The organism is Pseudoalteromonas sp. OF7H-1 (genome assembly GCF_022347825.1).
GTDB classification, from domain to species: Bacteria; Pseudomonadota; Gammaproteobacteria; order Enterobacterales; family Alteromonadaceae; genus Pseudoalteromonas; species Pseudoalteromonas maricaloris.
The window spans coordinates 243,770-267,988 of the sequence record NZ_JAKRFX010000005.1; the positions used below are offsets into that span (position 1 = coordinate 243,770).

The window sequence follows — 24,219 nt, forward strand, 5'->3', positions numbered from 1 at the left end:
CATGATGACTATTGCAACTTATGTACGAACTTTTTACACTTAGTGCAGTCCAATTCCGCTAAGAGACTTTACCTTCTCTGTGCAATCGGTATCATGCAAACAACTGATAATAAGGATACACAATTTCATGCTGTCTAATAAAACCCTTTCTGTTTGGCTCAGTGCTGTAGTTATGACGGTGTTTATGTCTGGCTGTTCAAGCTGGATTTATCGCATCAACGTGCCACAAGGTAATTTCTTAGAGCAGTCAGATGTAGATAAGCTTCGCGTCCAAATGACCAGAGAGCAAGTGCTATATGTACTAGGTACACCACTTGCAAAAGACACTTTTAATAACAATGTCTGGCATTACCAATACGTATTTAATATTGACAGAGACTCTGAGGTCCGAAAGTCATTTAGCGTTTATTTCGAGAATGACAAACTAATTCGCGTAAGCGGCGACTTCGAAGAGCCAGAAGAATTTAACACTCCTTTAGACTCATAGAGTCAAAGGGCACACATTATTTCGTAGTCAAAGGGGAAAGGTATTTCCCCTTTTTTAATTAGCCTGAGGTTTGGATAAGGAATGAGCTAACTCATTGTTTTTAATACCACATTAAATTATACCCTTATCTAGCCAGAGAGTTTTAGGGATAACAAGGCGAATTTACGCACCAATAGTTGGCTATTGGAAGTGAATTCAACGCAGTTAGCGCTAAAACTGGCTGCTAGAAAGGCATTAACTATCCGAAGTTCAGGTTAATTATTCCTTATCTCCTAAAGAGACAGGTCGTCCACCGGTAACTTTGCTTGCACGACCTTCTTCTTTTGCTTTTTCCGCACGGCGCCTGCGCGCTTCTTTCGGGTCAGCAATTAACGGACGATAGATTTCGATTCTGTCACCATCACTGACTACTTGCTGTAATTTTACCGTTCGATTCCAGATCCCGAGCGTCAAATCATTCGCATCTATCTCTGGGCATTTTTCTAAAACCCCTGACTGTAGTACTGCTTGCTCAGCAGACGTCCCTTCAGGCACATCAACCGACAATGACGTCGCGCTGTCTGGCAATGCAAATACCACTTCAACCTTTATCATCATCTCGCTCCGTAAACAACTTTGGCTCGCTGGGTAAACGCAGACACCATATTCTTGGCCACTTCATTAAATAGCTTGCCAAACGCCATCTCAATTAATTTGCTCGCGAATTCAAACTCTAATTTTAAACTCACCTTACAAGCCTGTTCATCAAGCGCGGTAAATTCCCAATAACCATTTAAAGACTTAAATGGTCCATCTACTAGGCACATTTTTACTCGATTGCCGTCAAATTCATTTTTTGTGGTAAACCACTTTTTTAGGCCGGCTTTCGAAATTTCTAGACTCGCGGTCATCCCTTGATCATCATTGCTGATAACTTTTGCATCTGAGCAATGCGGTAGAAATGCGGGATAAGCGTCAACATCATTGACCAATTCAAACATTTCCTTGGTGCTATACATCACCAAAGCACTTTTTTCTATCTGTGGCATAGACACTCCAAATCTTAATACAAGGATTTTACCAAGGTTTTGCAGATTTATCTTGTTTGCAGCCACTGACTAAGTAAAAATACGTCACATTAATGAAAAAGCGCTGTCTTAAAACAGGATTTATAGGTAGACTAAGCCATTATGGCAAAGAAAAATTCAAGTAAATCAAATAGCAATACCATAGCGCTAAATAAAAAAGCGCGTCATGAGTATTCACTACATGAAAAGTTCGAAGCAGGTATCGAATTACAAGGCTGGGAAGTAAAAAGTATCCGCGCCGGTAAAGTCAATATCTCAGATACTTACATCCATATCAAAAACGGCGAAGCCTATTTGTTGGCCAGTCAAATTCAGCCGTTAAATAGTGCCTCTACACATGTGATATGCGATCCGCTTCGTTATCGTAAACTGCTACTAAATAAACGTGAAATCTCACGTCTTATCGGTGCAACCGAGCGTGATGGTTATTCTCTGATTGCCACAGCAATGTACTGGAAAAAGTGCTGGGTAAAACTCGAGTTCTATCTTGCAAAGGGTAAAAAGCAACATGATAAGCGTGCTGATATTAAAGACCGTGACTGGTCACGTGATAAAGAACGTTTGATGAAACACAATGTACGTTAATTTATTTTAATATACGAACAGAACGAAAAAAGCAGGCTTAGCCTGCTTTTTTGTGTTTGATATAAAGTTAAGTGTAAAGCGCTTAACCTTTATACTTTTGCATCACAAGTGTTGCGTTAGTACCACCAAAGCCAAAGCTGTTGGACATCACGGTGTTAAGCGGTCCATCACGGCGCTCGGTTACAATGTCTAAACCTTGTGCTTGTTCGTCCAATTCATCAATGTTAATTGATGGTGCGATAAAGTCATTATCTAGCATCAGCAAAGAGTAAATCGCTTCATGCACGCCAGCCGCACCCAGTGCGTGGCCTGTCATTGCTTTAGTTGCACTAATAGCAGGGGAATTATCGCCAAACAATTCTTGAATAGCACCTAACTCTTTCACGTCACCAACTGGTGTTGAAGTACCGTGCGTGTTTAGGTAGTCAATAGGTGCATCAAGACCTTGCATCGCTTGTTTCATACAACGTACCGCGCCTTCACCAGATGGTGCTACCATGTCGTAACCATCTGATGTCGCACCATAACCAACGATTTCAGCATAAATGTGCGCGCCGCGAGCAAGTGCGTGTTCTAGCTCTTCAACTACCACAATACCGCCACCGCCAGAGATGACGAAACCATCACGATTTGCATCGTACGTACGTGATGCGCGCTCAGGCGTTTCATTGTACTTGGTTGACAACGCCCCCATGGCATCGAACTCCATCGCGAGCGTCCAGTGTAGCTCTTCACCACCACCAGCAAAAATAACATCTTGTTTGCCTAGTTGAATTTGTTCAACTGCATTGCCAATACAGTGTGCTGATGTTGCACATGCAGAGCTGATTGAGTAGTTCACACCTTTAATTTTAAATGGTGTTGCCAAACACGCAGAAGTCGTGCTTGCCATGGTACGTGGAACCATATAAGGCCCTACACGTTTAACGCCTTTTTCGCGCAGAATATCAGCGGCTTCAACTTGGTACTTAGACGAACCGCCACCAGAACCTACGATAAGGCCTGTGCGCTCGTTTGATACTTGCTCTTCTGATAGCCCTGAATCTTCAATTGCTTGTGCCATCGAGATATAAGAAAACGCTGCCGCGTCCCCCATAAAACGATGTGCCTTACGGTCAACGAGAGATTTTACGTCGATATCTATTTTACCAGACACTTGGCTACGTAGGTTGTAGTCTGCAAATTCTTGGTTAAAAGCAATACCGCTCTTACCTGCTTTTAATGACTCTAAAACTTCTTGCTTGTTGTTGCCGATGCTCGAAACAACACCGATCCCCGTAATAACGGCTCTTCTCATGGGTTTATTCCCTTCGATATTACAAATTATGCGTAGTATACGCTGAATTTTAGCGCCAAGTGGTCAGCTTTCCAGCGTACACATGTACTCTGAACCTAAATAACTAAAAATGCAACCAGACTATTGAGTCGAAAGACAGTAAAATAGTTCTCAAATAGTCGAACATAGAGTCTTTCATGATAAAAAACGCTCAAATACACTTCAACGATGCTGGCACCCCTGTTGCCGATAGTTTTGACGATGTCTATTTTTCCAACGATGATGGGTTAGCTGAGTCACATTACGTCTTTTATACTCAGAACCATATCGACGAGCGGTTACAAAATCATGGCAAAGACCGATTTGTCATCGCAGAAACTGGTTTTGGTACTGGATTAAACTTTCTCAACGCTTGGTATCACTTCAACCAACGTAGCAAAGACGCATGCGTTAACCAACTTCACTTTGTCACATTTGAGAAATATCCAATCCATATTGATGATTTAGTTAAAGCGCTACAAGCTTGGCCTACGCTTGCCCCGCTCGCCGAAAAACTTTGCCAACAATACCCGATGGCCCTTGAAGGATGCCATCGCCTAGAGTTTGACAATGGTCAAGTGACCTTAGATTTATGGTTTGGTGATATTCACGATAATTTACCACAACTAAGTTTTGAACAAACCGGATTTGTCGATGCTTGGTTTTTAGATGGCTTTGCACCGAGTAAAAACCCAGATATGTGGCAACAAAGCTTATTTGATGCCATGGCCAATATGAGCCGAGATAGCGCTACTTTTGCAACATTTACCGCAGCGGGTTTTGTCCGCAGAAGACTACAAGACGCCGGCTTTGCGTGCAAAAAAGTCAAAGGGTTTGGTCGCAAACGCGAAATGGTGGTTGGAACGCTGAGCCGTGCCAATAAAAACTCCAATACTCCAGCGTATTACAGCACCACACCGCGTAAGCTAGAGAGTATCGCTATTATTGGCGGCGGTATTGCCTCAAGTTGTTTGTTGTATCATCTTGGTAAACGTAATCTTGGCGCAACACTTTTTTGCCAAGACGACGCGTTAGCCAAAGGTGCTTCTCACAATCGCCAAGGCGCGCTATATCCAAACCTGCAAGCAGATCACACGCCACCGAGCGAGCTATACGCCCACAGCTTTTTATATGCAAAGCGCCTTTATCAGCATATTGCAAATACAGGCTACCAATTCGCACACGATTGGTGTGGCGTACTCTTGCAGTCCGTTAGTGAAGCCAAACAAACGCAGCACCAAAACTTAGCTGAAAAAGCAACTTGGCCGCATGACTTAATTCATGCCGTTGATGCCAAGCAGGCTTCAGTCATAGCGAATACCACACTGCCCTACGGTGGACTTTATATTCCAGAGGCTGGCTGGCTAAACCCGGCAGAGGTAACGAAAGCAGTGTTTGATGCAGCTCACGCATTCAAAGCGGTTTCGACTCATTTTAATACTGATATACAAAAGCTTGAAAAAACTGAGAGCGGCTGGCTGTTACACAGTGAAGATAATACATTTGGGCCGTTTTCAGATGTCTTTGTCTGTGGCGGTGAGCACTCTGACCGATTCGAGCAAACCAAACATATTCCTATACACGGCGTTCGCGGTCAGGTCTCTCATGTTGATGCTGGAGAAGAATCACAAAAACTCAATACCGTACTTTGCCATAAAGGGTACTTTACTCCCGCAATGAATGGGCAGCATTGTATGGGTGCGACATTTGAAAAAAATAGCAAAAGCCGAGAGGTGAAAGCCGAAGATGATGCAGTTAACCGCGCCCAGCTTGAACGCTTTTATAAAGACACGGATTTAGCCGCGAGTCTTGGCGAGATTACCTCAGCAAAAGCCGCGGTACGTTGCTGTTTTAACGATCATTTGCCTATGCTTGGTCAAGTCCAGCATAACGATGAGTTTTGCTCGGCGTTTGCTAATTTAAGGAAGGGAAAACACTACGGTTTTGGGAAGCCAGCACTACCCTATCAAGGAATTCATATTGTTACCGGTTTTGGCGCAAGAGGACTGTGCAGTGCTCCACTTGCAACTGAGCACTTAGTTGCAACTCTACTTGGCGAAGCAAGGCCTTTAAGCGAGCGAGTACATCAGGCAATCCACCCAGCCAGATTGCTCGTTAGGGATTTAATTAGAAGTAAAATCTAATAATGGCTAAGGCATAACATCACCTAGATATTATGCCTTAATCGATATACACCCATTACACGGTAAAGACCTGTCTATTTACGACACCCCAATAGTCGTCTTGATATTGAGATTCGCTATAGTCGATACCGTTTAACGTCAATGCGTTGCGCCAAAAATTGATCGCGTGATCTGCGCCTTGAATTTGCTTGACTTGCCAATGCCCAGGATACATTTGCCATATTTTGGACATAAACGAAGAACCAAGTTTGCGTTTTCTCGCTGCAGGCACAATATAAAACTCACACACCTCAAAGGTATTTTGCGCTTTAAAAATATTGATAAAGCCAACCGGGTGGTCATTTTCATATGCCAAGTAGCCAAGGTGCTGCTCATCTATTGGCGTATCTATCTGAAATAAACCGTTACTATCTGGTAATTTTTCCGTCAACACTGAAAACTCAGCTTCATATGCTTGCACCAAATTAAAATAGACTTGTGTTAATGAACCCACTACTTGACGAATTTCCAAAATACCGACCTTTACTCAGAATTAGTCGGCGTAACTTACAGCAATAGTGCACAAAGTTAAACAGACAAAATTACTATTTCATCTGAACTTGGAATTAGAAATGAACTAACTAAAATGCATAGATCAAAAATATCACCCGACTCTAGCACGGTGCTTTTACTCCGGATATAAAACCCAATACCGACAACGGTATTGGGTTTTGGCTAATATTAAGTCAGAAAAGTAATTGTATTTAGCCGCTTAATACGGGTTATTGGGTAAATAAAAGTTACTCAAGTTTCCGTTAATGGAAACCGCGAGTTCACTGCTACTATGTGTATGGGTGTAGATGTTGTAACTCTGCCCCGGCAACACTTTAACTCGCAAAAAGTCTTGATATTGTACTGCTTGACCGCAAGCAAGTGCTGTTCTTTTAGTTTGTGCTGTTTCTTTGAGAATATAAACTTCAGCGCTGCCATCCACGATCCCTTCGCCTTCGCTATTGATGAAAATTGATGTTGCTTCACTCGCTGCAATATTAAAATAGTTACTACTGTGGCGAGCTAAAGATACGGCTGCACGTCCCATTCTGTCACGCTCAGCAAAGTGCGTGTCTGTTAGCGCATTGTCTAGCATGGGGATAGAAACAAACCGACTACTAAAATTCAGTGTTTCGTGACAAAAATCGGTTACTACTTCACTGGAGATAGCACCGAGCACACCATCAGGATCGTAAATACTGTCGGCCAGTAACGCCATTCCAGCTGATGTACCACCAACAACACCTCCCTTATCAAAAACGTGCTGCACCGCGCTTTGGACAGAAGTTCCTTGCCATTTATTTAGATAATCAGACTGATCGCCTCCAGCAAACCAGACAAACTCGGCACTGCGAATCGCCCAATCAACATAAGGGTCATTAGCCTTACTAACAGAATCAATAATTAACGTCTCAACTGAATCTGCCGCCATCAGACCAAGTAAGTAATCATTGTACGCGTCCGTGCCGGAAGTACGCAGTACCACCACATCAGCACCATTACCAATATGAGGAGCTACTCTTTGGCTAAAAGCATTATCAACATCGGTTCCCCCTCCCATTAGGAGCGTGGCACCGTTATCCGGTGTGAGCGTGTTGCACGTGTCTGAGCTATTTCCAGCAAGATAAGCCTTTAATGCCCCAGGTTTTGACGGACGAATACCGTAATTACACTCTCCAGTTGGCGGCGGAGGAGTTTCACCTTGGACAAAATTCACAATCAAATCATACCAACCAGAGCCACTATATCGCGTTAGCTTTATATAATAAGTACCTGCAGTCTCAGCATAAAAGCTCCCCGTTTCTGGTATTTGACTCGTTTCTCTACTGACAACTGCTGAGCCTGTTTCTTGATATAAGAACCAGTCAAAATCATCACCAGAGCTATGGTCTAGCGAGATATCTATCGAACCTGGCGCCGCCACATCAAAAGTAAACCAGTCGATATCACCTCTGGATAACTCGCCGCTAATTGTCGTGTTATTACACACTCCACTATTGGCATTACCTTCGCTGTCGTTAGATTCAGTTTCAGTCGTTGAGCAAGCATAGCTATGGCTTGCAACAAGCATTAAAGCAGCTAGTGATACAAATAGAATGTTATTGTTTTTCATAGTATTTACCTGAATGATATATGTTTCTATGATCCGTACCGTTGCATTGCAAAGCTACGCTGCCGCACTGGTATTTGCACGAAGCGCCCACGGCAACTTATACACAGGTGGCGATGGCCAAAAGTGCAGAAGTAAGCCTTATACCAATTGAATTAATTCTCTAATCAATTTGAAGGGTGAAATAGCATATTAGCTTCGTTAAAAATTTCTCATTTAGAACAACTAAATAGCAAAATTTTTGCCTTGCTACTAAAGCTATTTCCCCGCTTCAAGATAGATCATTTACTTAATACAACTGGTATTATTAATTTGGTTTTTTGAAAAACCTAAACGCAATTAGCATTAGAGCTTACATTCGCATTGATACGGAACGTGATAAAACCCGACCAACAAATTGTCGGTGGGAATAGAATTGAAATTCAGGTGAGGCTATTCGTCGAACCACTCACTCAAGTGGTAATTAACGGAACATTCATGCAGATCACTAGGGCGTTGTTTGTTGTAGATGAACATTTACGTCTCCTAGATGATAGTTAAAAGAATGAGTATTAAGCAGATGTAAACAACCCGCTTAAAAAATATGGCATGCAACGCCCACCTTTTCAACTTTTATTATCAAAAACTCAACAAAACAATCATCGAATGGCGTCAATTACGGACTCTCGACATAACAGCTCGGCTTTCTTGGACAGCTTTTTCCTCGAGTACAAATCACCCTAACAGAGCCCTCAAGCCCTCTTTCAATCCACTGGATATTTAAAATCTTGGCAACACGGAGTAATTGGGTTTTCATATGATAGGGCACCACACTCGCGCCACCATGGCTAATACAAGCTTGTTGCAATTCTCCAATCAAGGCGTCAGCATCAATTCCTTGTGCATTAATAGCAGGATTGAGATCAAGACCCGCGCACAGCACCCTTGGACGATTCGCTACATCAACGATTTTTACTGACTCACAGCAATACAGACGCGGTTTGCCATTAACATTCAGGATCGAAAGCTGAGCACTGGCACTATTACTATCATCATGAAATTTACGAAATACGGCCCAGTGCTGACACGGATCGGCAACGCTACGCATATTACCCCAAGGTAAAGGAATGCCATTGCCCCGATACACCGCCTTGAGTTTACCTGCTTGATAAGCATCAAAATAATGCCAATGTGGATAAGGTGAAACCGATGTCATTCTGCGCATTGCGACGGAAGCAGAAATACCAAGTTGCTCATGGACACGTACATCGTAACCTCGGCTTTCGAGTAACTGCCGAAATGGTGTACGGGGACACAATAAGGCCCCTGCGAAGAAGCTCGATTCAAAATCCTGCCACGCGCTCAAAATATCTTGGGCATTTGGAGTATCATGATCGGGGTTATCGTTACTTTTACGACTTTCTCCAGTAGTAAGTACACATTCTAAACCCTCACTATTGTGAAGCACGGCATGCCCAATATGAACGGCTAAATCGTATTTCATTCTCGCGGGATGTGCGTGCAACGCGCGATTTATAAACACTATGTTTGGCTCTTTGAAATAAGAAGTGATCATCCCCTCTCCGTCAGGCGAAGATTGCTCAAACCACTCCACTTTTCGACCTTTTGCTAGCAAAATTGCCATGAGGTCATCACAACTGAGATAGAGATTTTTACCTCCCACTTCATCGGCTGCTCGCTCTAAATCAGGAAAGTGGTTTTGATGGTGCTCTTGGTGGGCGCGGATCAAAAGGTGAGCAAACTGCCTACCACTGATCCCCGCTTGGGACAGCATTTCTGGGATCGCAATTTGTAATATCTCTTTGGCAAATAGAAAGTTGGGCTCTAAAGCCATCCCCACTACCCCACCGAAATTGCCTTTATCTGGCGCAATCTCCGGCGCTTCTGGTTGACTGTCTAAAAACCACTCAATCGGTTTTTGAAATACAGTGGAGAAGTTTTCGAGCATCGCTTCGCTTGGCGTACGCTGGCCTCTTTCAATCATTGATAGGTAAGAAACGGAAGGCGCGCTGGCTGGATCTTGCTTAACGCATCGAGCCGATAAGTCTTCTAAAGTCAGATGGTTACGCTTTCTTAGATTTCTTATTTTAGTACCCAAAAAGTGAGACTTTCTAATTAAGCTTGCAACTTTTGCCATGATTTCACACCCCATTTTTGTGAAATTCACACTGTGAAATTCTTTTTGTGAAATTATTTGAATATTTAACTTACACTCAAAATGTACACGAAACAACCAGAATATATTTCCCAATTTATGACAACATGAACAAGTGAGGTGGATCATGGCAGCGCAATTACAACCGCATACAGAGCAACCAATTGACGATACGAAAGCGCAACAGTCAATGCTGGCAAAACAGTATCTTGATGAACAATGTCCTTTAGAGTTTGGCTCACACATGGAGGTGACAGACTATGTGGTTTACTACAATCACCTGCTTGCGTTTTTTGCCAACGGCACCCATTGCGGTTTAAAAAATTGTAGCCAATTCGTCGCGCTTTGCGGTCACCGTGAAACACCGGAAGCTATTTTGTTAAAACAGGAGGATGGCTTACATATTGAAATTACTTTCAATCGCACCGGAATGCTCGGCCAATTTGATAGCGCTCATATCGAAGATATTATCGTCGAAACACCACTGGCGTCTGTGGTTGGTAAAAAGACTAAAACCCAGCTACAAAAACTATGGATGAGCTTTTATCACGGCGTGCAACAACCAGCAGGAAAAGCCTGTTATCGTGCCAAAAATGGGGATGATTATGAACTTTGAGTAAACACTCGATAATTTGTAATCAAATCGCTCAAACATTCAGTAAGTTTTAAGCTAAGCTAATTAAAATACCGCTCTTTTTTCGACTGAGCACATGACTAAATTGCTTAATTTTCTAAAAAACATTAACTGGATGCTTTGGGCGCTCATACTTGGCATTTTTGCTGGTTTAGTTTTCGGTGAACGGTTATCATTTTTAAAACCTATTGGTACAGGTTTTGTAAACCTGATGCAAATCACCATTCTCCCTTATATTGTCGTCAGCCTTATCGTGGGTTTAGGGAAATTTAATCCCGAACAAGTTAAAAGCATTCTTGCAAAAGCAGCGCTAGTCATGATCTCCATTTGGGTGGTAGGTCTTGCTGTGATCTGGTGCTTTATTATGACATTACCAGCGCATGATGCCGGGACCTTTTTCTCCCCAGCATTGGTCGCCGCAGCTCCCGAAGTAGACTTCGTTAAACATTATATTCCCTCTAATCCTTTTGCTTCTATGGCAGAAGGAAATGTACCGGCCTTAGTCATATTTTGTATTGCGCTAGGCATGGCGCTTATTTCTAATCAAAAGAAAAACCGTTTACTCGATGTGTTAGAAGTCGTTGGTCAAGGTCTGTCGGTGATTTCCAAGAAGATCATTGCCATCTTCCCTATCGGCATTTTTGCGATGACAGCAAGCACCGCTGGCACCATGAGCGCAGAAGAACTGTCTGAATTGCAAGTGTACTGGGTTGTCGTTTTATGTGTCGGCGTGTACTTGATGTTAGTACTACTCCCTATGCTTGTTGCTGCACTCACCCCTGTTAAGTACCGCGACCTCATCATGGTTATGCGCAATGCATGGATCACCGCATTTAGTACCGGAAACGTTTTTATTGTATTGCCGGTGATCACCGAGGGGATCAAAGATCATTTACGCAAAATAAAACAAAGCGACGAAAGCTCTGATCACACCGCTGAGGTGTTAGTGCCTATCGCTTATACCTTCCCGAGTTTAGGAAAGCTTACGACCCTCATTTTTGTTTCTTTTGCAGCATGGCTTACCGGCAACCAAATCGGCATCGAACAAATTCCTAATGTGTCTTTATCGGCGATGTTAAGTTACTTTGCAAACGTACATATCGCGATTCCCTATTTGCTCGATACCTTGCGTGTCCCGGCTGATACTTATCAGTTATATTTATCGATGTCAGTACTCACCGCAAAAGTGGTTTCACCGACCACTGTGGTATATATCTTCGCATTTGTATTTTTATGTATTTTCATCAACCGCAGACAATTACACCTAAAACGCGTGCGCTCGGTTTATTATTTAACGCTACTATCTGCACTACTCCCAGCATTTATGTTGTTGAGTTTTACAGCAAATAATTACCTCGGTAAGCAAACTAAATCGGCCGATGAGGCTATAGCTAATATGGTGATCTCGGATACCGTCCCTGCTCATGTGCTTAGCTATGTCCCTAAAGCATACCAAAGTGGTGAGTTGTCTTTGACAAATATCGATGTGATTAAAAAACGTAACTTGCTGCGTGTTGGATATCTTATCGATAATGTGCCGTTTAGTTACTTTAATCAAAAAGACCAGTTAGTGGGTTTTGATGTCAGCCTCGCACATAGGCTCGCATCCGACCTTGGGGTTAAAATCGAGTTTATTCCTTTTAAAAAGCCACAACTGGCAGAGTATCTCAACAAGGGATATTTCGATATTGCAATGTCCGGCCTTGAAATTAATATTGCCGACTTACAAAGCGTGCGCTTTAGTGACAAGGTGTTGGAGCTGCAACTGGCGCTCTTGGCCAAAGATCATGATTTGAAGAAGTTTGCTGACAAGTCAGCCCTGCTTACGCTTGATAAGCTGAATTTAGCCCACGTTGAGTATGCTCCGCTACTCAAACAATTGGCGCAGCAAAACCCTAAGGTAAAAGTATCCAGCATTAACAATTTGCAAAGCTATTTTAAGCACCCAGCAAAATATGACGCCTTAGTGATCAGCGCAGAGGCGGGCTTTGCATGGAGCATGTTCTACCCTGAATTTGGTGTTGTGGTGCCGGAAGGAGCGAGCTTGAAATACCCCGTTGGATTCGCTGTCGCCAAGCGCAATCAAGATCTACTGAGTTATGTAAATGCTTGGCTGACTATCCAGCATACCAATGGCCGTATTGAAAAAACTTATGATTACTGGATCTTAGGAAAAGGTAGTGTACAAAAGCAAACTCGCTGGTCGTTAATGGATGAACTGGAAATCGACCCTAACACACTTATTGATAAACTAAAGTTCTAATACCAACGGAATAAAAAAACGCCGTCAGTTAACACGTTAACTGACGGCAAGTCTACTCACTGGGCGAGCTAGCTTTCAAGCTCACTTTAACCTTAGCTAAACCACAAAATAAAACAAGTTTTTAACAAAAAATTCATCAATTTGATAACCGACTTCGCAAACCACTACTGCGACTGACACTTCGATTCATACCCTGCACTAATACTTTATATTGTGCCACCAATTCAAACTGCTGTTTAGCTCGGGTGATCCCAGTATAAATAAGCTGACGATTTATCCCCTGCTGCGCACGTTGAATGGGTGGTAGTATCATTGCCGTGTAAGCAAACTCAGAGCCTTGCGATTTGTGGATAGTCATTACATACACTCTATCAAAGCTCGGCAATCTGGCAGGATAAAAGCGCCTAACGCTGCCCTGTTCATCAATAAATGATGCCTGTAGCTCACCCTGTTCATCGCGTAAAATGATCCCGATATCGCCGTTAAACAATTTTAACTGGTAATCATTTTGGGTGATCATAATGGGCATACCAACGTAAAAGCGCCCTGTCGGTTGCACTAATCCCATTTGACTAAGCTTAAGCTCTATTCTGCGATTTAACTCGTTCACACCGTAAGGGCCTTCTCTCACGGCCGCAAGCAATTGATAACTGGCAAACTCGCTATGAATTATGGCCTCACTCTCACCATTATGAATGGCAAGCAGGTATCGTTGGTATTGCTCCGCCGCTCTAGCAATTAGGGCATTGTAGGTTTCACTATTTAATTCATGATGCTGTATATCGCTATAACCTTGCCCCAGCACGCTGTCTAATTGCCGCTTATTGTTACTATTTACGGCAAATGCTAACTGACCAATCCCACTTCGACTGTCAAAACGGTGACTTTTTTGTAAAAACGCCAGATTATCTTCCAACATAAAGTCAGCGCTGGTATCACCCGATTCAGGCAAGTTTTGTTTACTCAACTCAGCTAGCTTTGCTTTCAGTGCCTGACTGTAATGTGGTGCTTGCCCAAGCGTTAAGTTTTCACATAAGTCGCTGAGTACGTTACCGGTGTCTACCGATGCGAGCTGATCTTTATCGCCGAGTAAAATAAGCCGTGCATGTTTTGGTAATGCATCCACCAGTTTTGCCATAAGCGATAAGTCCACCATGGATGCTTCGTCAACAATCAGCACATCAACATGCAGCGGGTTATCTTGATTGTGACGATAGTGCACGCTATTAGGAATAACGCCTAACAAGCGATGAATAGTTTGCGCCTGCTCCGGCAGTAAATCAGCAAGCGCTGGCGGCAGATTTAACCTCGCTTTCGCACCGATAATTGACTCACTGAGCCTCGCAGCCGCTTTGCCGGTTGGCGCCACTAGCTTGATGGTCAACGGCGCACTGTTATAAAGCGATTGCAAAATCGCAAGCAGTTTTGTGACCGTCGTGGTTTTTCCCGTACCGGGGCCGCCCGTGATGACACAAAATCGCTTAATGATAGCAAGTGTACAAGCTACTTTTTGCCAATCAATGTCTTCTTCACTGGCTGGAAAAAACGACGCCAACAGTGCACTCAGTTTTGCTTCGTCCAGCGTAACATTGGCTTTTGCCAACATTTCAAAGTGTCCCGCAAGCCTTGCTTCATAATTTGCTAATCTCGCCAAGTAGAGCTTATTACCGTATAGCCGAAGCGGCTTATCTTCACCGATCGCAGGATGCTGTGCGAGCGCAGCAAAGGCTATACCTGTGCTTGAAAATGGCGACAACTCTACAGATCCATCCGCAACCGCGTAGCTGAGCTCAAACGGATCCTGGTAATTAATACTGTCTAACTCTAAACAACTATGCTGACGTCCATGAGCGATTAATAATAGTAAAAATACATAGAAGTGATCGTCGTAGCCTTGCTGATTCAGCAACTTGGCTAACGCGATATCGGCTTTACCAACTCGTTTATGTTCAAGCAATAACATTATAAAGCTATGATGATCGAATGCCTCAAAGTCCATACTCAACTGGCTCATACAGACTCCTCAAATAATGCATCTAATTCTAACACCTGCTCTACGCTTAACTGATTGAAGAAAATCCCCTGATTGTCCGGTAATGCGCGTAAGAACAAATAGTAGTTCCCGCCCAAATGCTGCTCAGGGTTATAGTCCACAAGGCGCTGTTTTAACAAGCGGTGAAGTGCCACGGTATAAATCATATACTGCAAATGATACTGATGAGACGACATCGCGGCATTGAGGTTATCGTAGTGATAATCTTCTGGGCTATCACCAAGGTAGTTGGACTTGTAATCGAGAACAAAAAACTGCCCTTGCCACTTGAAGATTAAGTCGATAAACCCCTTCAGCATGCCTTTTACATCATCAAAGTTTAAAAACGACTTTTGTCCAGTGATATCACTGAGGATCTTGTTCAACTTCACCGCACTGAGTGGTTTCAGTGGCAAATAAAACTCCATTTCAACAATGCAGTCGTCCGGTGGCAAGACACCAAGTTGTAAATGAGGATGTGGTGCAAGTGGTGCTGCCAAACAGCTTGTTATCCAACGCTCTGTTGTCTCTTGCCATTCCGTCGCAATACCAAACTTATCCAAAGACTTAGAGACCGCTTCAGTCAGCGTAAACTTATCTTCGTTTTTAGGGGAATGCGGTGCGGTAAAATCTATGAGCTCAAAGATTTCGTGCAAACAGCTACCCGGCTTGGCGCCCTTAGGAAAAGTATAAGAGGTTTTTTCCCGCTCTTGACGCTGCTCAGGTAAGTCCAGTAAATGGTTTTCGTCCACGGCCCCAGCTGGTTTATCACCATGATGCGTGTGATAGCTTAGCTGGCTAAAGCTTGTAGTACGCCAGTGGCGTTCAATCTGACCGCTGAAGGTTTTCGCTGACAAAGCTAGAGGCTTGTCTTCAAGTTTAGTGTTTATCGCTTGCTGTGGCGTGGTGATTTCATCTAATCTTACATATTCCATTGCCACATGTGCTTTACACAACTGGCTTAAGGCACTTTGCCAAGCCTCAGCACTGTCGAAGGTTTCCGTGCCAAACAAAGCAAATCCTAAAGCCGTTTTGTGCAGCGCAGACTTTTTACTGCGCCCTTGTTGAATGTCGTAAAGCCCAAGCTCGCAATAATGCACCGCACGCGTCAGCGCAACGTAAAGTAAGCGAATATCCTCAGCCAGTCGTTCTTGCTCTGCTTTTTCTTTGGCGTCGTCACTGGCTTCAAGGTCGACAACTAGCTTATCCCCTTGGTGATAAACTAAGGTATCAGGTTCACGAAACCCAAGCACAAATGGCATAAAGACAATCGGATACTCCAAACCTTTTGATGCGTGCATGGTCACAATTTTTACCAGGTTGGCATCACTCTCTAAGCGAATTTGGCTGCTGTCACTCTGGGCGTTATTTAGCTGCGATAAAAACCAACGTAACACACGACCCGTGCCATCGAGCTCTAATTGCTTATGCTGTAAAAGCTCAGCCAAATGACGGAAGTCAGTTAGCCAACGCTCCACTTCCATTCCCTGCTGCTGCCAAATCACTGGCAGCTCACAAGTTATCAATAAGTGTTCCAGCATCGCCATTGCACCAGAGCGATACCAAAGCTGTGTTAACTCACTAAATAACTGCAAATAACCTTGCCACTGCTGCTCATTAAACTGCAAGTCGTATAGCGCTTGATTGTTTAAATAAAATAATGGTCCCGCAAGCACGCCTCTGAGCGCCGCTTCGTCGTAACTCCCGTGCAGTACATCAAGCAGTTGATACAAGGCAATTGCTAACGGCTGCCTAAATACACTATCTCTGGCAAGGTACACACTGGCAATATCGAGTTGATTTAAGGCTCGTTTGATCAAGCTCGCTTCTATGCGGTCGCGAACTAAAACACAGATATCCGCTGGCACAACTGGGTTTTCGCCAATCTTCGCAATCCCCGACTGCCCATGCTCGATAAGCGCTGCAACTCGACCTGCGAACGCCTGACTTAGCCGCGCTTGCGCGGCGCTTTTGTTAAGCGCTTCATCCTCATTTGGTAATACACTGAAGCGCAGAGCTGACGACTTTTTAGACGCGATAGTAAATTGCGCATCCTCGGCTTTACCTTGCGCGCTCACCTCAATGAAAGGGATATCTTTGTTGTAGATAAAACTATTGGGATGGCGAGTAAATATCGTATTCACTGCGGCAACCACGTCACTATCGGAGCGATAATTGGTTGCAAGCGTATACTGCCTGTCTTGCGCAACTCCTTGCTTTGCACCGATATAAGTAAAAATATCCGCTCCGCGAAAGCCGTAAATGGCTTGTTTTGGGTCGCCTATCAAGGTTAATGCGGTACTTTCCTTTGCATAAACTCGGCTAAAGATCCCATATTGAATGGGATCGGTATCCTGAAACTCATCTATCATGGCAACCGGATATTGCTGTGCAATTTTTTCGGCTAAGCGCTCACCACTGTCGCCTAGCAGCGCTTGATGCAGCTGCTTAAGTAAATCGTCGGGAGAGATCAAGCCATATTCTTCTTTGTGGGCGTGAAGCAAAGCTCTCACCTCAGTCACCGCTTGTTGCACTAACGCGATTTTAAGCCCACTCCCGACCAATTGATGGAGCTCTGCCAAGGTATCAAAATGACGAATGAGCTTATGCTCCAGCGGCGTTGTATTCTTTTTGTATTGAGCAACATCGGCAAGGCTTTCACTGCCCCAAAGTCCAAAGGAGTGATTACTGCTACCAAACTCAAACCACCACTGCTCACTGTTGACATAATCCTCCAGAGCTTGAAGATTAGCTTTTCGCCCAGGTGCCCGATTGCCTGCCAGTCCTGCGTTTTTCAACACATTGATGTAGTCAGCTTTGACTATTTCGGCCTTTAGCCACAGTGCTAATGTTTGGTATTTTTCGCGAGCTGCAAACACTGCATCTAAGGAAACAGAGGGTTTAATTTCGGCATTTTCTCTTGCTAATAAGGGTCTAACTTGCTTCGCCAATGCATATGGCGTGGCAAATTGCTCTATCACAGCCTGTGTTTTTTCTGTATCTAGTGGATAGACAAAACGTCGCCAATGATCTGCCATCGCGGCGTCAATCAGCTCGCTCTCGTCGAGAATAAACTCGAGATTAAATGCCACCTTAGACTCAAAAGCATGTTGCTTCAGCATTCTTTGGCAAAAGCCGTGAATGGTGAATATCGCGGCCTCATCCATTGACTTAGCGGCAGCATCAAGGAGATCAAAGGTGCGCTTTTTATCTTCAACTTGCGCCAAAATGGCACCTATCAATTCATCTTTACAGTTTTCACCTAGTAGCACGTCTCGAGCTTGAATAATGCGTTTTCTCACTCGGTCTTTTATCTCTTGTGTTGCCGCTTCTGTGAAGGTTACCACTAAGATCTGTTCGACGCTTAACGGCTCATGTTGTTGATCAGATGTACGCAAGCCAAGTAAATAGCGCAGATATAAACCAGTGATGGTGTAGGTTTTCCCCGTACCTGCACTGGCTTCAATTAGGTTTTGGCCACTTAGAGGCATAGTAATGGGATTAAGCATCTCCATGGCGTACCTCCTCGGCGGCATCAAGAATAGGTGTTAACAAAGTAAGGCTAAGAGCACAAAAACACGCTTCATGAGCTGACAAATCGCTAAAGCATAATTGAACATAGGGATCTTCCCCTTCTCCTCGACCAACATATTGCGGCTTAAATTTATTTACAGCCTTTTTAATATCCTGTGTCTTGGCGTATTCCATGCTAGAACTTGGAAAAAATGCCACAGGTTCACTCAGTGCTTGCTTATAAAAAGCCAGCCACTGCTCCAAATATTGCTGTGCTTGCGGCTGTGAAATAGCGGCAAAGTGCACGCTTTGATCTAGCCCAACAATATAAGTAGTAACTTCATGCCCCATTACACAGGCCGCGCAATGATGTAAAAACCCTTTAATCAAATCTTTGGCTTTAATACTGGCGCTACGGTAATACACTTGCCTGTTGTCATACACACAATCAAGCCAACCAACCAGTATATGCTCTGCAACACCAAGTTTTAGCTCTAGAGGTTCCTTTGGTTCATTAAGCAATGGGGTCAATACGTTAACCATAGGTTCAACGCGGCTGAGCAACCCCTCTAGCTGTAGTTTGCCAATGTTTGCTTGAGGCAGCGAGCCTCGTTGTAATATCTGTTCAAGATTTAAGGGCTGTTGTTGTAGCTGAGCATCTAGCACTTCATCTAAATATTGATAGCGCTCCAATGCATCTAATGCAAAAGGCTCTTCATCGAGTGTTAACGCTTCTATTGGTTTAAGTTTAATGCCCAGCGCTTGCTGATAAAATAACTTTTGCGGCTCGCAAACGCCGCGCAGCAAATCGCTAAACTCAATTTCTGCGTCTAAAACTGGTGCCAACGGTTTTATTTCATCAGCTTGCACCGCTCTATGCTGCCAAAGCCAAGTACGATTATAGCTCTGTAGTGAGCCTGCTTTAAAATGTTCGGGATTAAAAGGTTGTAATGGCAGTTGTGAAGTTAATCGAGTAACAAGCGACTGCTTTGGCATATCTTCAAAATAAAAGCTGCGATCTAGATATTCAGTCAATTCGCTGACTAGAACGGATGGCACTTGGGCTTCGTTGTTAAAACAAGAGCGGCCAATATAACTGATATACAAGTTTTCTCGGGCACTGAGTAACGCTTCTAAGAACAAGTATCTGTCGTCTAGTTTTCGTGAGCGATCGCCTTTACGTCTCGTGGAGTGTGCGACTAAATCAAAACCAATAGGCTGCACGGTACGAGGATAGTCCGCGTCATTTAGACCAAGCATACACACCACTTTAAATGGAATAGCACGCATCGGCATCAGCGTACAAAAGTTTACCGCTCCGGCTAAAAAGCGCTGCCCAACCCCTTTTTCTCTAACGCCTTGCTTAACCAAATACGCTAAGATTTTTGCTGAGACTGGCGCTTGAATATCGCCATTTTCATGGTGTTTTTCGATGTTCTCTATAATCTGCTCAAGCTTTAGTAAATCCCAACTCTGTTCAGATTCTGACGAGTAAAATAGCGCCATGGCTTCACGTAGAATTGCTGCGAAACTCAATAAGGTCTTTTCACTGCTGAGTTGTCGCTTTAACCTAATCAGTGCATCAACAAAGCCAATAAGCTTGTTAAGTACCGCCACCGACATACCTTCGACTTCATCAGCGGGATAAATAGATGCGAACGGCATCTGTTCGTCGTTTGTTGCAACTCCTAAGAGCAAACGGTTGAGTCCATGCTGCCAAGTATTTAATGGTATTTTTGGCAAGCCATATTCGCTTTTATGGCTGTCATTTAAGCCCCACTTAACACTGACCTGATCAAGCCAATAGCGAATTAAGTCAAACTCATGACTTTCAAGGTTAAACTGTTCGGCTATCGGCAAAACGCCCAACAAATCGAGAATATCCGACACGCAAAAACGGTTATTGGGTAAGTCTGTTAGTGTCACAAAAGACGTTAAAATAGGCCGCTCTTGCTCGATTGCAAGATCGGAAATCGCATAGGGGATCCTTAGCCTATCTTCACTGCTGTCAAACACCGCTTTAATAAATGGCGAATAGGTGCCCACATCAGGCATCATGACGATAATGTCTTTAGGCGTCAGGCTTGGATTTTGTTCAAACAGATTGAGTAAATAATCATGGAGCCGTTCGACCTCACGTAGTGGCGTGTGGCAATCCTGAAAAACAATACTGGTATCATCGGCCATAATGGGTAACTTGCCCTGCTGCGAAACAAACCAATTTGGATCCGCGGTTAACGACTCTCCTTTAAATGCCAACTGATAGATCTCTTGCTGTACCTGGCCAAGCAGGCTGTCCTCAAACGCGTCATCAAATCCATCTATCCAACTGGCATCAAGCTGCAATAATTGCTCAAAATAGTCACGCCCAAGCTTTCCCCATGAAGAAAGGAGTGGATTGCCAATGTAGTAATACTCGCCGTCTTTCGCTTCGAGTTCTGGCATCTTGGCGTATTTTGCAGCGACTTTAGCTTGAGTCTTCTCATCGACTAAATCTCCCCAGTAGTGTTCACTGGGGTTAAAAAAGAATAAAAATACATTCGTTTTTTGGCCAAGCGCTTGAAAAATATCAAGCTGACTGGTCGATATGGCCGACAGTCCAAATATACAGATCCGCTCGGGAAGTTTGCCTTCTGGTGCATTGGCCAGCCCTTGCAGTAACTGATCGTGCATGTTGGCACGGTGATATGGACTTTGTTCAAGTGCTTCAACATGGTGGACTAAACGACGCCAGAGATCAGGCTGCCAAGGGGCGATGGCTTCAACATCCACATCTATAAGCGCATCTTGGCCCTGATCCCAAAATTCAATCCACTGGGGGCGGTACATTAAATATTGGTCAAAAACGTCGGCAATTTTTTCACACAAGGCAAATAGCTTAATTCCTGACGGGTCGTCACCTAAATAGTGCTTAAGCGCAATATATTGAGGCTTATCAATGCAGTCAGGTAATAGCGTAAATAGCTTCCAAGTCATATTGCTTTTATTAAAAGCGGATTCCTTGGGAACATCATCAATGAAATTTTGGTATAGCTTCCAAATGAAGCTAGATGGTAATGGAAAGTCGACCTGTGCACTTATTCCTAAATGTTGACTCATGCCTAGTTTGAGCCATTCAGACATACCAGGAGATTGTACTAACACCACTTCTTTTGCAAAAGGGTTAGCGAGCGGTGCTGATTTTATGAGTGTGCAGAGTTGCGCCTGCAAGATTTCCATTCGATTCGATTGGATGATGTGTAACATGTTGTCTGCCATGCAGTTTAACGCTGTGTTAAGTGTATCTGAATCTTCCTATAAGCGGTAGTTATTGAGGTTAATGCGAGTGCGCTTGAATAGAAAAGCGACAACCGTCGCTTCTTAGATAAACTGTTAGAACAAATCTATATCAGAGCTCTCTTCCGGCGCTTCAATTTTATGCTCAGACAGCAACTCTTCGTAAAAACAGAGCATATCGCGACCATTATCTTTTGCGTAATAAAGCGCTTTGTCGGCGTTTTCAAGCACAGTGATGGGGAAATCATACGGGCTAATGCGAGACATTCCGACACTGACGGTGAGCTTTTTTACGAATGGGAAGTGGGTATTTCGTACCAGCTCCATAAACTCGTCCATCTTAGCTTTGATTGAATCGTAATCGGTTGGCTCAAAGACCAGAACAAATTCTTCGCCTCCGAAGCGAAACAATAAGTCTGTGGAGCGAAAAAACTGGCGCATACGCTGTGCTAATAACAGTAAAACCTCATCTCCGCATACATGTCCGTAGTTATCGTTTACTTTTTTAAAGTGATCGATATCCATGATAGCAAGCCACGAGGTTGCGCCTTTATGCACCGAGCGCACATCACCATGCCATACCGTTTTATGTTGTTTGATAACTTGCTTTTCAATCAGTTGTTTCAAGCGCTTTTCAAACGTTTGACGATTCAGTAGTCCGGTGAGTTTATCGCGCTCGTTTTCGTGAAGAATGGTGAGATAATTTTCAAAAATGCGGCAAAATGCATTAAGTAGTACTTGATCTGCACTCGACAACCCAGTGCTGATAACCGCTATCGCACCAACAGGCTTTTCTTGAAGGCTAATTGGCACCCAACGATGCTCGGTGCCATCTTTCGCTTGTACCGTAATGATACAGGCTGACTGCAAGCAAGAAATTAATTCCTTATCAGGCTCTTTAACTAAGCTTCGCTCTTCCCAATCAAATTCCTTATCGGACAGTTTTCTTAGCAACAAGCTTCTCTCTATCGCGATCTCTCCAGGAACGAGCAGATCCTTATAAACAGCGACCTCTTTACAGCCTATGAACTCTTGAATAGTAGACACTAAGCTGTATTCGAGAGAATCAACGTCTCTCGTTTTTGTTATTTTGATAACGGAATTTAGTAAATCTTCTTGCATGTCCGACGCACTCACAACTGCATTGCTGGCATATTATTACACACTTAGCGAACAAATAAACTCCAAAGTACTCCTTTATTCCTATCAATGTTAAAAAATAAGCTACAATCCAGTTGATTATTAATTAGCAAATACTTGAGGGTTAAACACTTAACTGCTCTCAAGCTTAATTGATAAAGATGACAACTTTTGCATCAAAAGTTTTCGCTTTACCACTGACGCCTGCTTTAAGCTTATGCAATGTACAAAAAAATGCCAAACTTAAGTGTTTGGCATTTCTCTAAATTCATACTTATGGGTTGGTTTTAGTCTAATGTTGCGAGCATCGACTCATCATACTCTTTCACGGCTTGACCGGCTTTCACCTTCTCCACATAATCAGGATTGGCAATGAACGGTCTGCCAATCGCCAATAAATCAAATTGTTGATTTTGAATCGCTTCTGCACCTGACGCTGCAGTGTAGCTCCCCACACCAACTAACGTTCCTTTATAGATGCTACGCAAATAAGCCGAGACACTGCCGCCCAAATATTCAAACTCCATCGCGTCATCAAAGATACCCACGTGCAGATAGGCTAAGTTGCGACTGTTTAATGCCGAGATTAAGAAATCAAATACCGCTCTGTCTCTTTGGTCACCATCCATGTTGAAGTAAGCACCAGGTGACACTCTCAGACCCACTCTGTCGGCACCAATACGATCGGCGACAGCATCGGTGACTTGCAGAGCAAATCGACTCATATTTTCTGGTGTTTGACCATACTCATCGGTACGCTGATTCGCGGCGTGATGTAAGAACTGATCAATTAAATAACCATTGGCACCGTGAATTTCCACTCCATCAAAACCAGCTTCAATCGCGTTTGCTGCCGCTTGGGCATAATCGGCAATGAGTTTTGTAATATCTTCCTTCGTCGCCGCTTTTGGCGTTTGGTAGGTTAAATCACGCATTCTTGGAATTGAACCTTCGATACCAATAGCCGACGGTGCTAAGACTTCTCCGTCAAAGAAGTACGGGTGCGCAACACGCCCAACGTGCCACAACTGCGCAAACATCTTGCCGCCTTCGGCATGTACAGCATCTGTTACTTTTTTCCACCCTGCAATTTGTGCGTGTGTAAACAAACCTGGGGTATTCGGGTACCCTTGCCCATCAGGGCGAATAATCGTCGCTTCACTAATGATTAATCCTGCTTTGGCTCGCTTAGCGTAGTACTTCACCATGTCATCGGTAGGCACTAGATCGTCGTCTGCCATACAGCGCGTCAATGGCGCCATCAAGATGCGATTATTGAGTGATATCGTGTTATTTAGCTTAACATTTTCAAAAAGTACCTGTGGCATGCGTGTCTCTCCATATTTGAATATACATTCAAGATAGGGATTCTTGAATCATTATTCAAGTTAAACCTTTACATTTTTTTCATTGTTATCAAAAATAGGGGTGAAGTATTGGTATAATGGCGACGTTTAAACACATTTGG

17 protein-coding genes are annotated in these 24,219 nt (G+C 43.6%); 6 read left to right on the forward strand and 11 right to left on the reverse strand.

The genetic code is table 11. The annotated features are described in order from the left end of the window. Positions 1-127 precede the first annotated feature (127 nt). Positions 128-487 carry an outer membrane protein assembly factor BamE gene (gene bamE / locus MHN30_RS08895; RefSeq protein WP_239359280.1) on the forward strand — a complete coding sequence of 120 codons (360 nt, stop codon included), beginning with the start codon at positions 128-130 and terminating at the stop codon, positions 485-487. A 258-nt stretch (positions 488-745) separates the two neighbouring features. On the opposite strand, the gene MHN30_RS08900 is transcribed toward bamE, so the two are convergent. Then, positions 746-1,081 (reverse strand): RnfH family protein, encoded by a 336-nt coding sequence (locus MHN30_RS08900; protein ID WP_222243500.1) that lies wholly within the window; start codon positions 1,079-1,081, stop codon positions 746-748. Beyond that, positions 1,081-1,515: a type II toxin-antitoxin system RatA family toxin gene (locus tag MHN30_RS08905; RefSeq protein WP_017215972.1), complete on the reverse strand. Its 435-nt coding sequence runs from the start codon at positions 1,513-1,515 to the stop codon at positions 1,081-1,083. Before MHN30_RS08905 ends, MHN30_RS08900 begins: the two co-directional genes overlap by 1 nt. A 141-nt stretch (positions 1,516-1,656) precedes the next feature. On the opposite strand from MHN30_RS08905, the gene smpB reads away from it, so the two are divergent. Further along, positions 1,657-2,139 carry an SsrA-binding protein SmpB gene (smpB, locus tag MHN30_RS08910; protein WP_010379116.1) on the forward strand — a complete coding sequence of 161 codons (483 nt, stop codon included), beginning with the start codon at positions 1,657-1,659 and terminating at the stop codon, positions 2,137-2,139. A gap of 82 nt (positions 2,140-2,221) precedes the next feature. On the opposite strand, the gene fabB is transcribed toward smpB, so the two are convergent. Then, positions 2,222-3,436 (reverse strand): beta-ketoacyl-ACP synthase I, encoded by a 1,215-nt coding sequence (fabB, locus tag MHN30_RS08915; protein ID WP_010379118.1) that lies wholly within the window; start codon positions 3,434-3,436, stop codon positions 2,222-2,224. A gap of 176 nt (positions 3,437-3,612) precedes the next feature. Between fabB and mnmC the strand changes: the two genes are divergently transcribed. After that, positions 3,613-5,598, forward strand: coding sequence for a bifunctional tRNA (5-methylaminomethyl-2-thiouridine)(34)-methyltransferase MnmD/FAD-dependent 5-carboxymethylaminomethyl-2-thiouridine(34) oxidoreductase MnmC (mnmC, locus tag MHN30_RS08920; RefSeq protein WP_239359281.1), 1,986 nt, complete (start codon positions 3,613-3,615; stop codon positions 5,596-5,598). Between the two features lie 55 nt (positions 5,599-5,653). On the opposite strand, the gene MHN30_RS08925 is transcribed toward mnmC, so the two are convergent. Together MHN30_RS08925 and MHN30_RS08930 are read right to left on the reverse strand one after the other, a co-directional pair. Further along, entirely contained in the window at positions 5,654-6,109 is a 456-nt protein-coding gene (locus MHN30_RS08925; protein ID WP_239359282.1) for a GNAT family N-acetyltransferase, read from the reverse strand. Between the two features lie 240 nt (positions 6,110-6,349). Beyond that, entirely contained in the window at positions 6,350-7,741 is a 1,392-nt protein-coding gene (locus tag MHN30_RS08930; protein WP_239359283.1) for a pre-peptidase C-terminal domain-containing protein, read from the reverse strand. 13 nt (positions 7,742-7,754) lie between these two features. Here MHN30_RS08930 and MHN30_RS08935 point away from each other — a divergent pair, with 13 nt between their 5' ends. Next, positions 7,755-7,892 (forward strand): hypothetical protein, encoded by a 138-nt coding sequence (locus MHN30_RS08935; protein ID WP_239359284.1) that lies wholly within the window; start codon positions 7,755-7,757, stop codon positions 7,890-7,892. A gap of 501 nt (positions 7,893-8,393) precedes the next feature. Here the strand turns inward: MHN30_RS08935 and MHN30_RS08940 are convergent. Then, complete coding sequence (locus tag MHN30_RS08940) at positions 8,394-9,875, reverse strand: DUF3612 domain-containing protein (protein ID WP_239359285.1); 1,482 nt, start codon at positions 9,873-9,875, stop codon at positions 8,394-8,396. A gap of 145 nt (positions 9,876-10,020) precedes the next feature. On the opposite strand from MHN30_RS08940, the gene MHN30_RS08945 reads away from it, so the two are divergent. Next, positions 10,021-10,509, forward strand: a complete 489-nt coding sequence (locus tag MHN30_RS08945; protein ID WP_130126123.1) for a malate synthase — start codon at positions 10,021-10,023, stop codon at positions 10,507-10,509. Between the two features lie 94 nt (positions 10,510-10,603). Continuing rightward, complete coding sequence (locus tag MHN30_RS08950; RefSeq protein ID WP_239359286.1) at positions 10,604-12,790, forward strand: cation:dicarboxylase symporter family transporter; 2,187 nt, start codon at positions 10,604-10,606, stop codon at positions 12,788-12,790. A gap of 136 nt (positions 12,791-12,926) precedes the next feature. Here MHN30_RS08950 and recD read toward each other — a convergent pair whose 3' ends face one another. The 5 genes from recD to MHN30_RS08975 form a co-directional block, all read right to left on the reverse strand. After that, positions 12,927-14,804, reverse strand: a complete 1,878-nt coding sequence (gene recD, locus MHN30_RS08955; RefSeq protein ID WP_239359288.1) for an exodeoxyribonuclease V subunit alpha — start codon at positions 14,802-14,804, stop codon at positions 12,927-12,929. Beyond that, the gene (gene recB, locus MHN30_RS08960; protein WP_239359290.1) at positions 14,801-18,337 is read right to left on the reverse strand and encodes an exodeoxyribonuclease V subunit beta; all 3,537 of its coding nucleotides are present in this window, start codon (positions 18,335-18,337) and stop codon (positions 14,801-14,803) included. Before recB ends, recD begins: the two co-directional genes overlap by 4 nt. Further along, on the reverse strand, positions 18,324-21,581 hold the full coding sequence (gene recC / locus MHN30_RS08965; RefSeq protein WP_239359292.1) for an exodeoxyribonuclease V subunit gamma: 3,258 nt from the start codon (positions 21,579-21,581) through the stop codon (positions 18,324-18,326). The genes recB and recC overlap by 14 nt, the downstream gene beginning before the upstream one ends. Positions 21,582-21,707: 126 nt before the next feature. After that, on the reverse strand, positions 21,708-22,733 hold the full coding sequence (locus tag MHN30_RS08970) for a GGDEF domain-containing protein (protein ID WP_130164331.1): 1,026 nt from the start codon (positions 22,731-22,733) through the stop codon (positions 21,708-21,710). A gap of 305 nt (positions 22,734-23,038) precedes the next feature. Continuing rightward, a complete protein-coding gene (locus MHN30_RS08975; protein WP_239359294.1) occupies positions 23,039-24,079 on the reverse strand; it encodes an alkene reductase in 1,041 nt (346 codons plus the stop codon). Between the last annotated feature and the right edge of the window lie 140 nt (positions 24,080-24,219).

Coding starts and splice junctions, on each gene's coding strand:
- MHN30_RS08975 (WP_239359294.1), bottom strand. CDS start 24,079: ATGCCACAGGTACTTTTTGAAAATGTTAAGCTAAATAACACGATATCA.
- MHN30_RS08935 (WP_239359284.1), top strand. CDS start 7,755: ATGATATATGTTTCTATGATCCGTACCGTTGCATTGCAAAGCTACGCT.
- recC (WP_239359292.1), bottom strand. CDS start 21,581: ATGTTACACATCATCCAATCGAATCGAATGGAAATCTTGCAGGCGCAA.
- MHN30_RS08900 (WP_222243500.1), bottom strand. CDS start 1,081: ATGATAAAGGTTGAAGTGGTATTTGCATTGCCAGACAGCGCGACGTCA.
- smpB (WP_010379116.1), top strand. CDS start 1,657: ATGGCAAAGAAAAATTCAAGTAAATCAAATAGCAATACCATAGCGCTA.
- MHN30_RS08950 (WP_239359286.1), top strand. CDS start 10,604: ATGACTAAATTGCTTAATTTTCTAAAAAACATTAACTGGATGCTTTGG.
- bamE (WP_239359280.1), top strand. CDS start 128: ATGCTGTCTAATAAAACCCTTTCTGTTTGGCTCAGTGCTGTAGTTATG.
- MHN30_RS08930 (WP_239359283.1), bottom strand. CDS start 7,741: ATGAAAAACAATAACATTCTATTTGTATCACTAGCTGCTTTAATGCTT.
- recB (WP_239359290.1), bottom strand. CDS start 18,337: ATGGAGATGCTTAATCCCATTACTATGCCTCTAAGTGGCCAAAACCTA.
- fabB (WP_010379118.1), bottom strand. CDS start 3,436: ATGAGAAGAGCCGTTATTACGGGGATCGGTGTTGTTTCGAGCATCGGC.
- recD (WP_239359288.1), bottom strand. CDS start 14,804: ATGAGCCAGTTGAGTATGGACTTTGAGGCATTCGATCATCATAGCTTT.
- MHN30_RS08945 (WP_130126123.1), top strand. CDS start 10,021: ATGGCAGCGCAATTACAACCGCATACAGAGCAACCAATTGACGATACG.
- mnmC (WP_239359281.1), top strand. CDS start 3,613: ATGATAAAAAACGCTCAAATACACTTCAACGATGCTGGCACCCCTGTT.
- MHN30_RS08940 (WP_239359285.1), bottom strand. CDS start 9,875: ATGGCAAAAGTTGCAAGCTTAATTAGAAAGTCTCACTTTTTGGGTACT.
- MHN30_RS08970 (WP_130164331.1), bottom strand. CDS start 22,733: ATGCAAGAAGATTTACTAAATTCCGTTATCAAAATAACAAAAACGAGA.
- MHN30_RS08905 (WP_017215972.1), bottom strand. CDS start 1,515: ATGCCACAGATAGAAAAAAGTGCTTTGGTGATGTATAGCACCAAGGAA.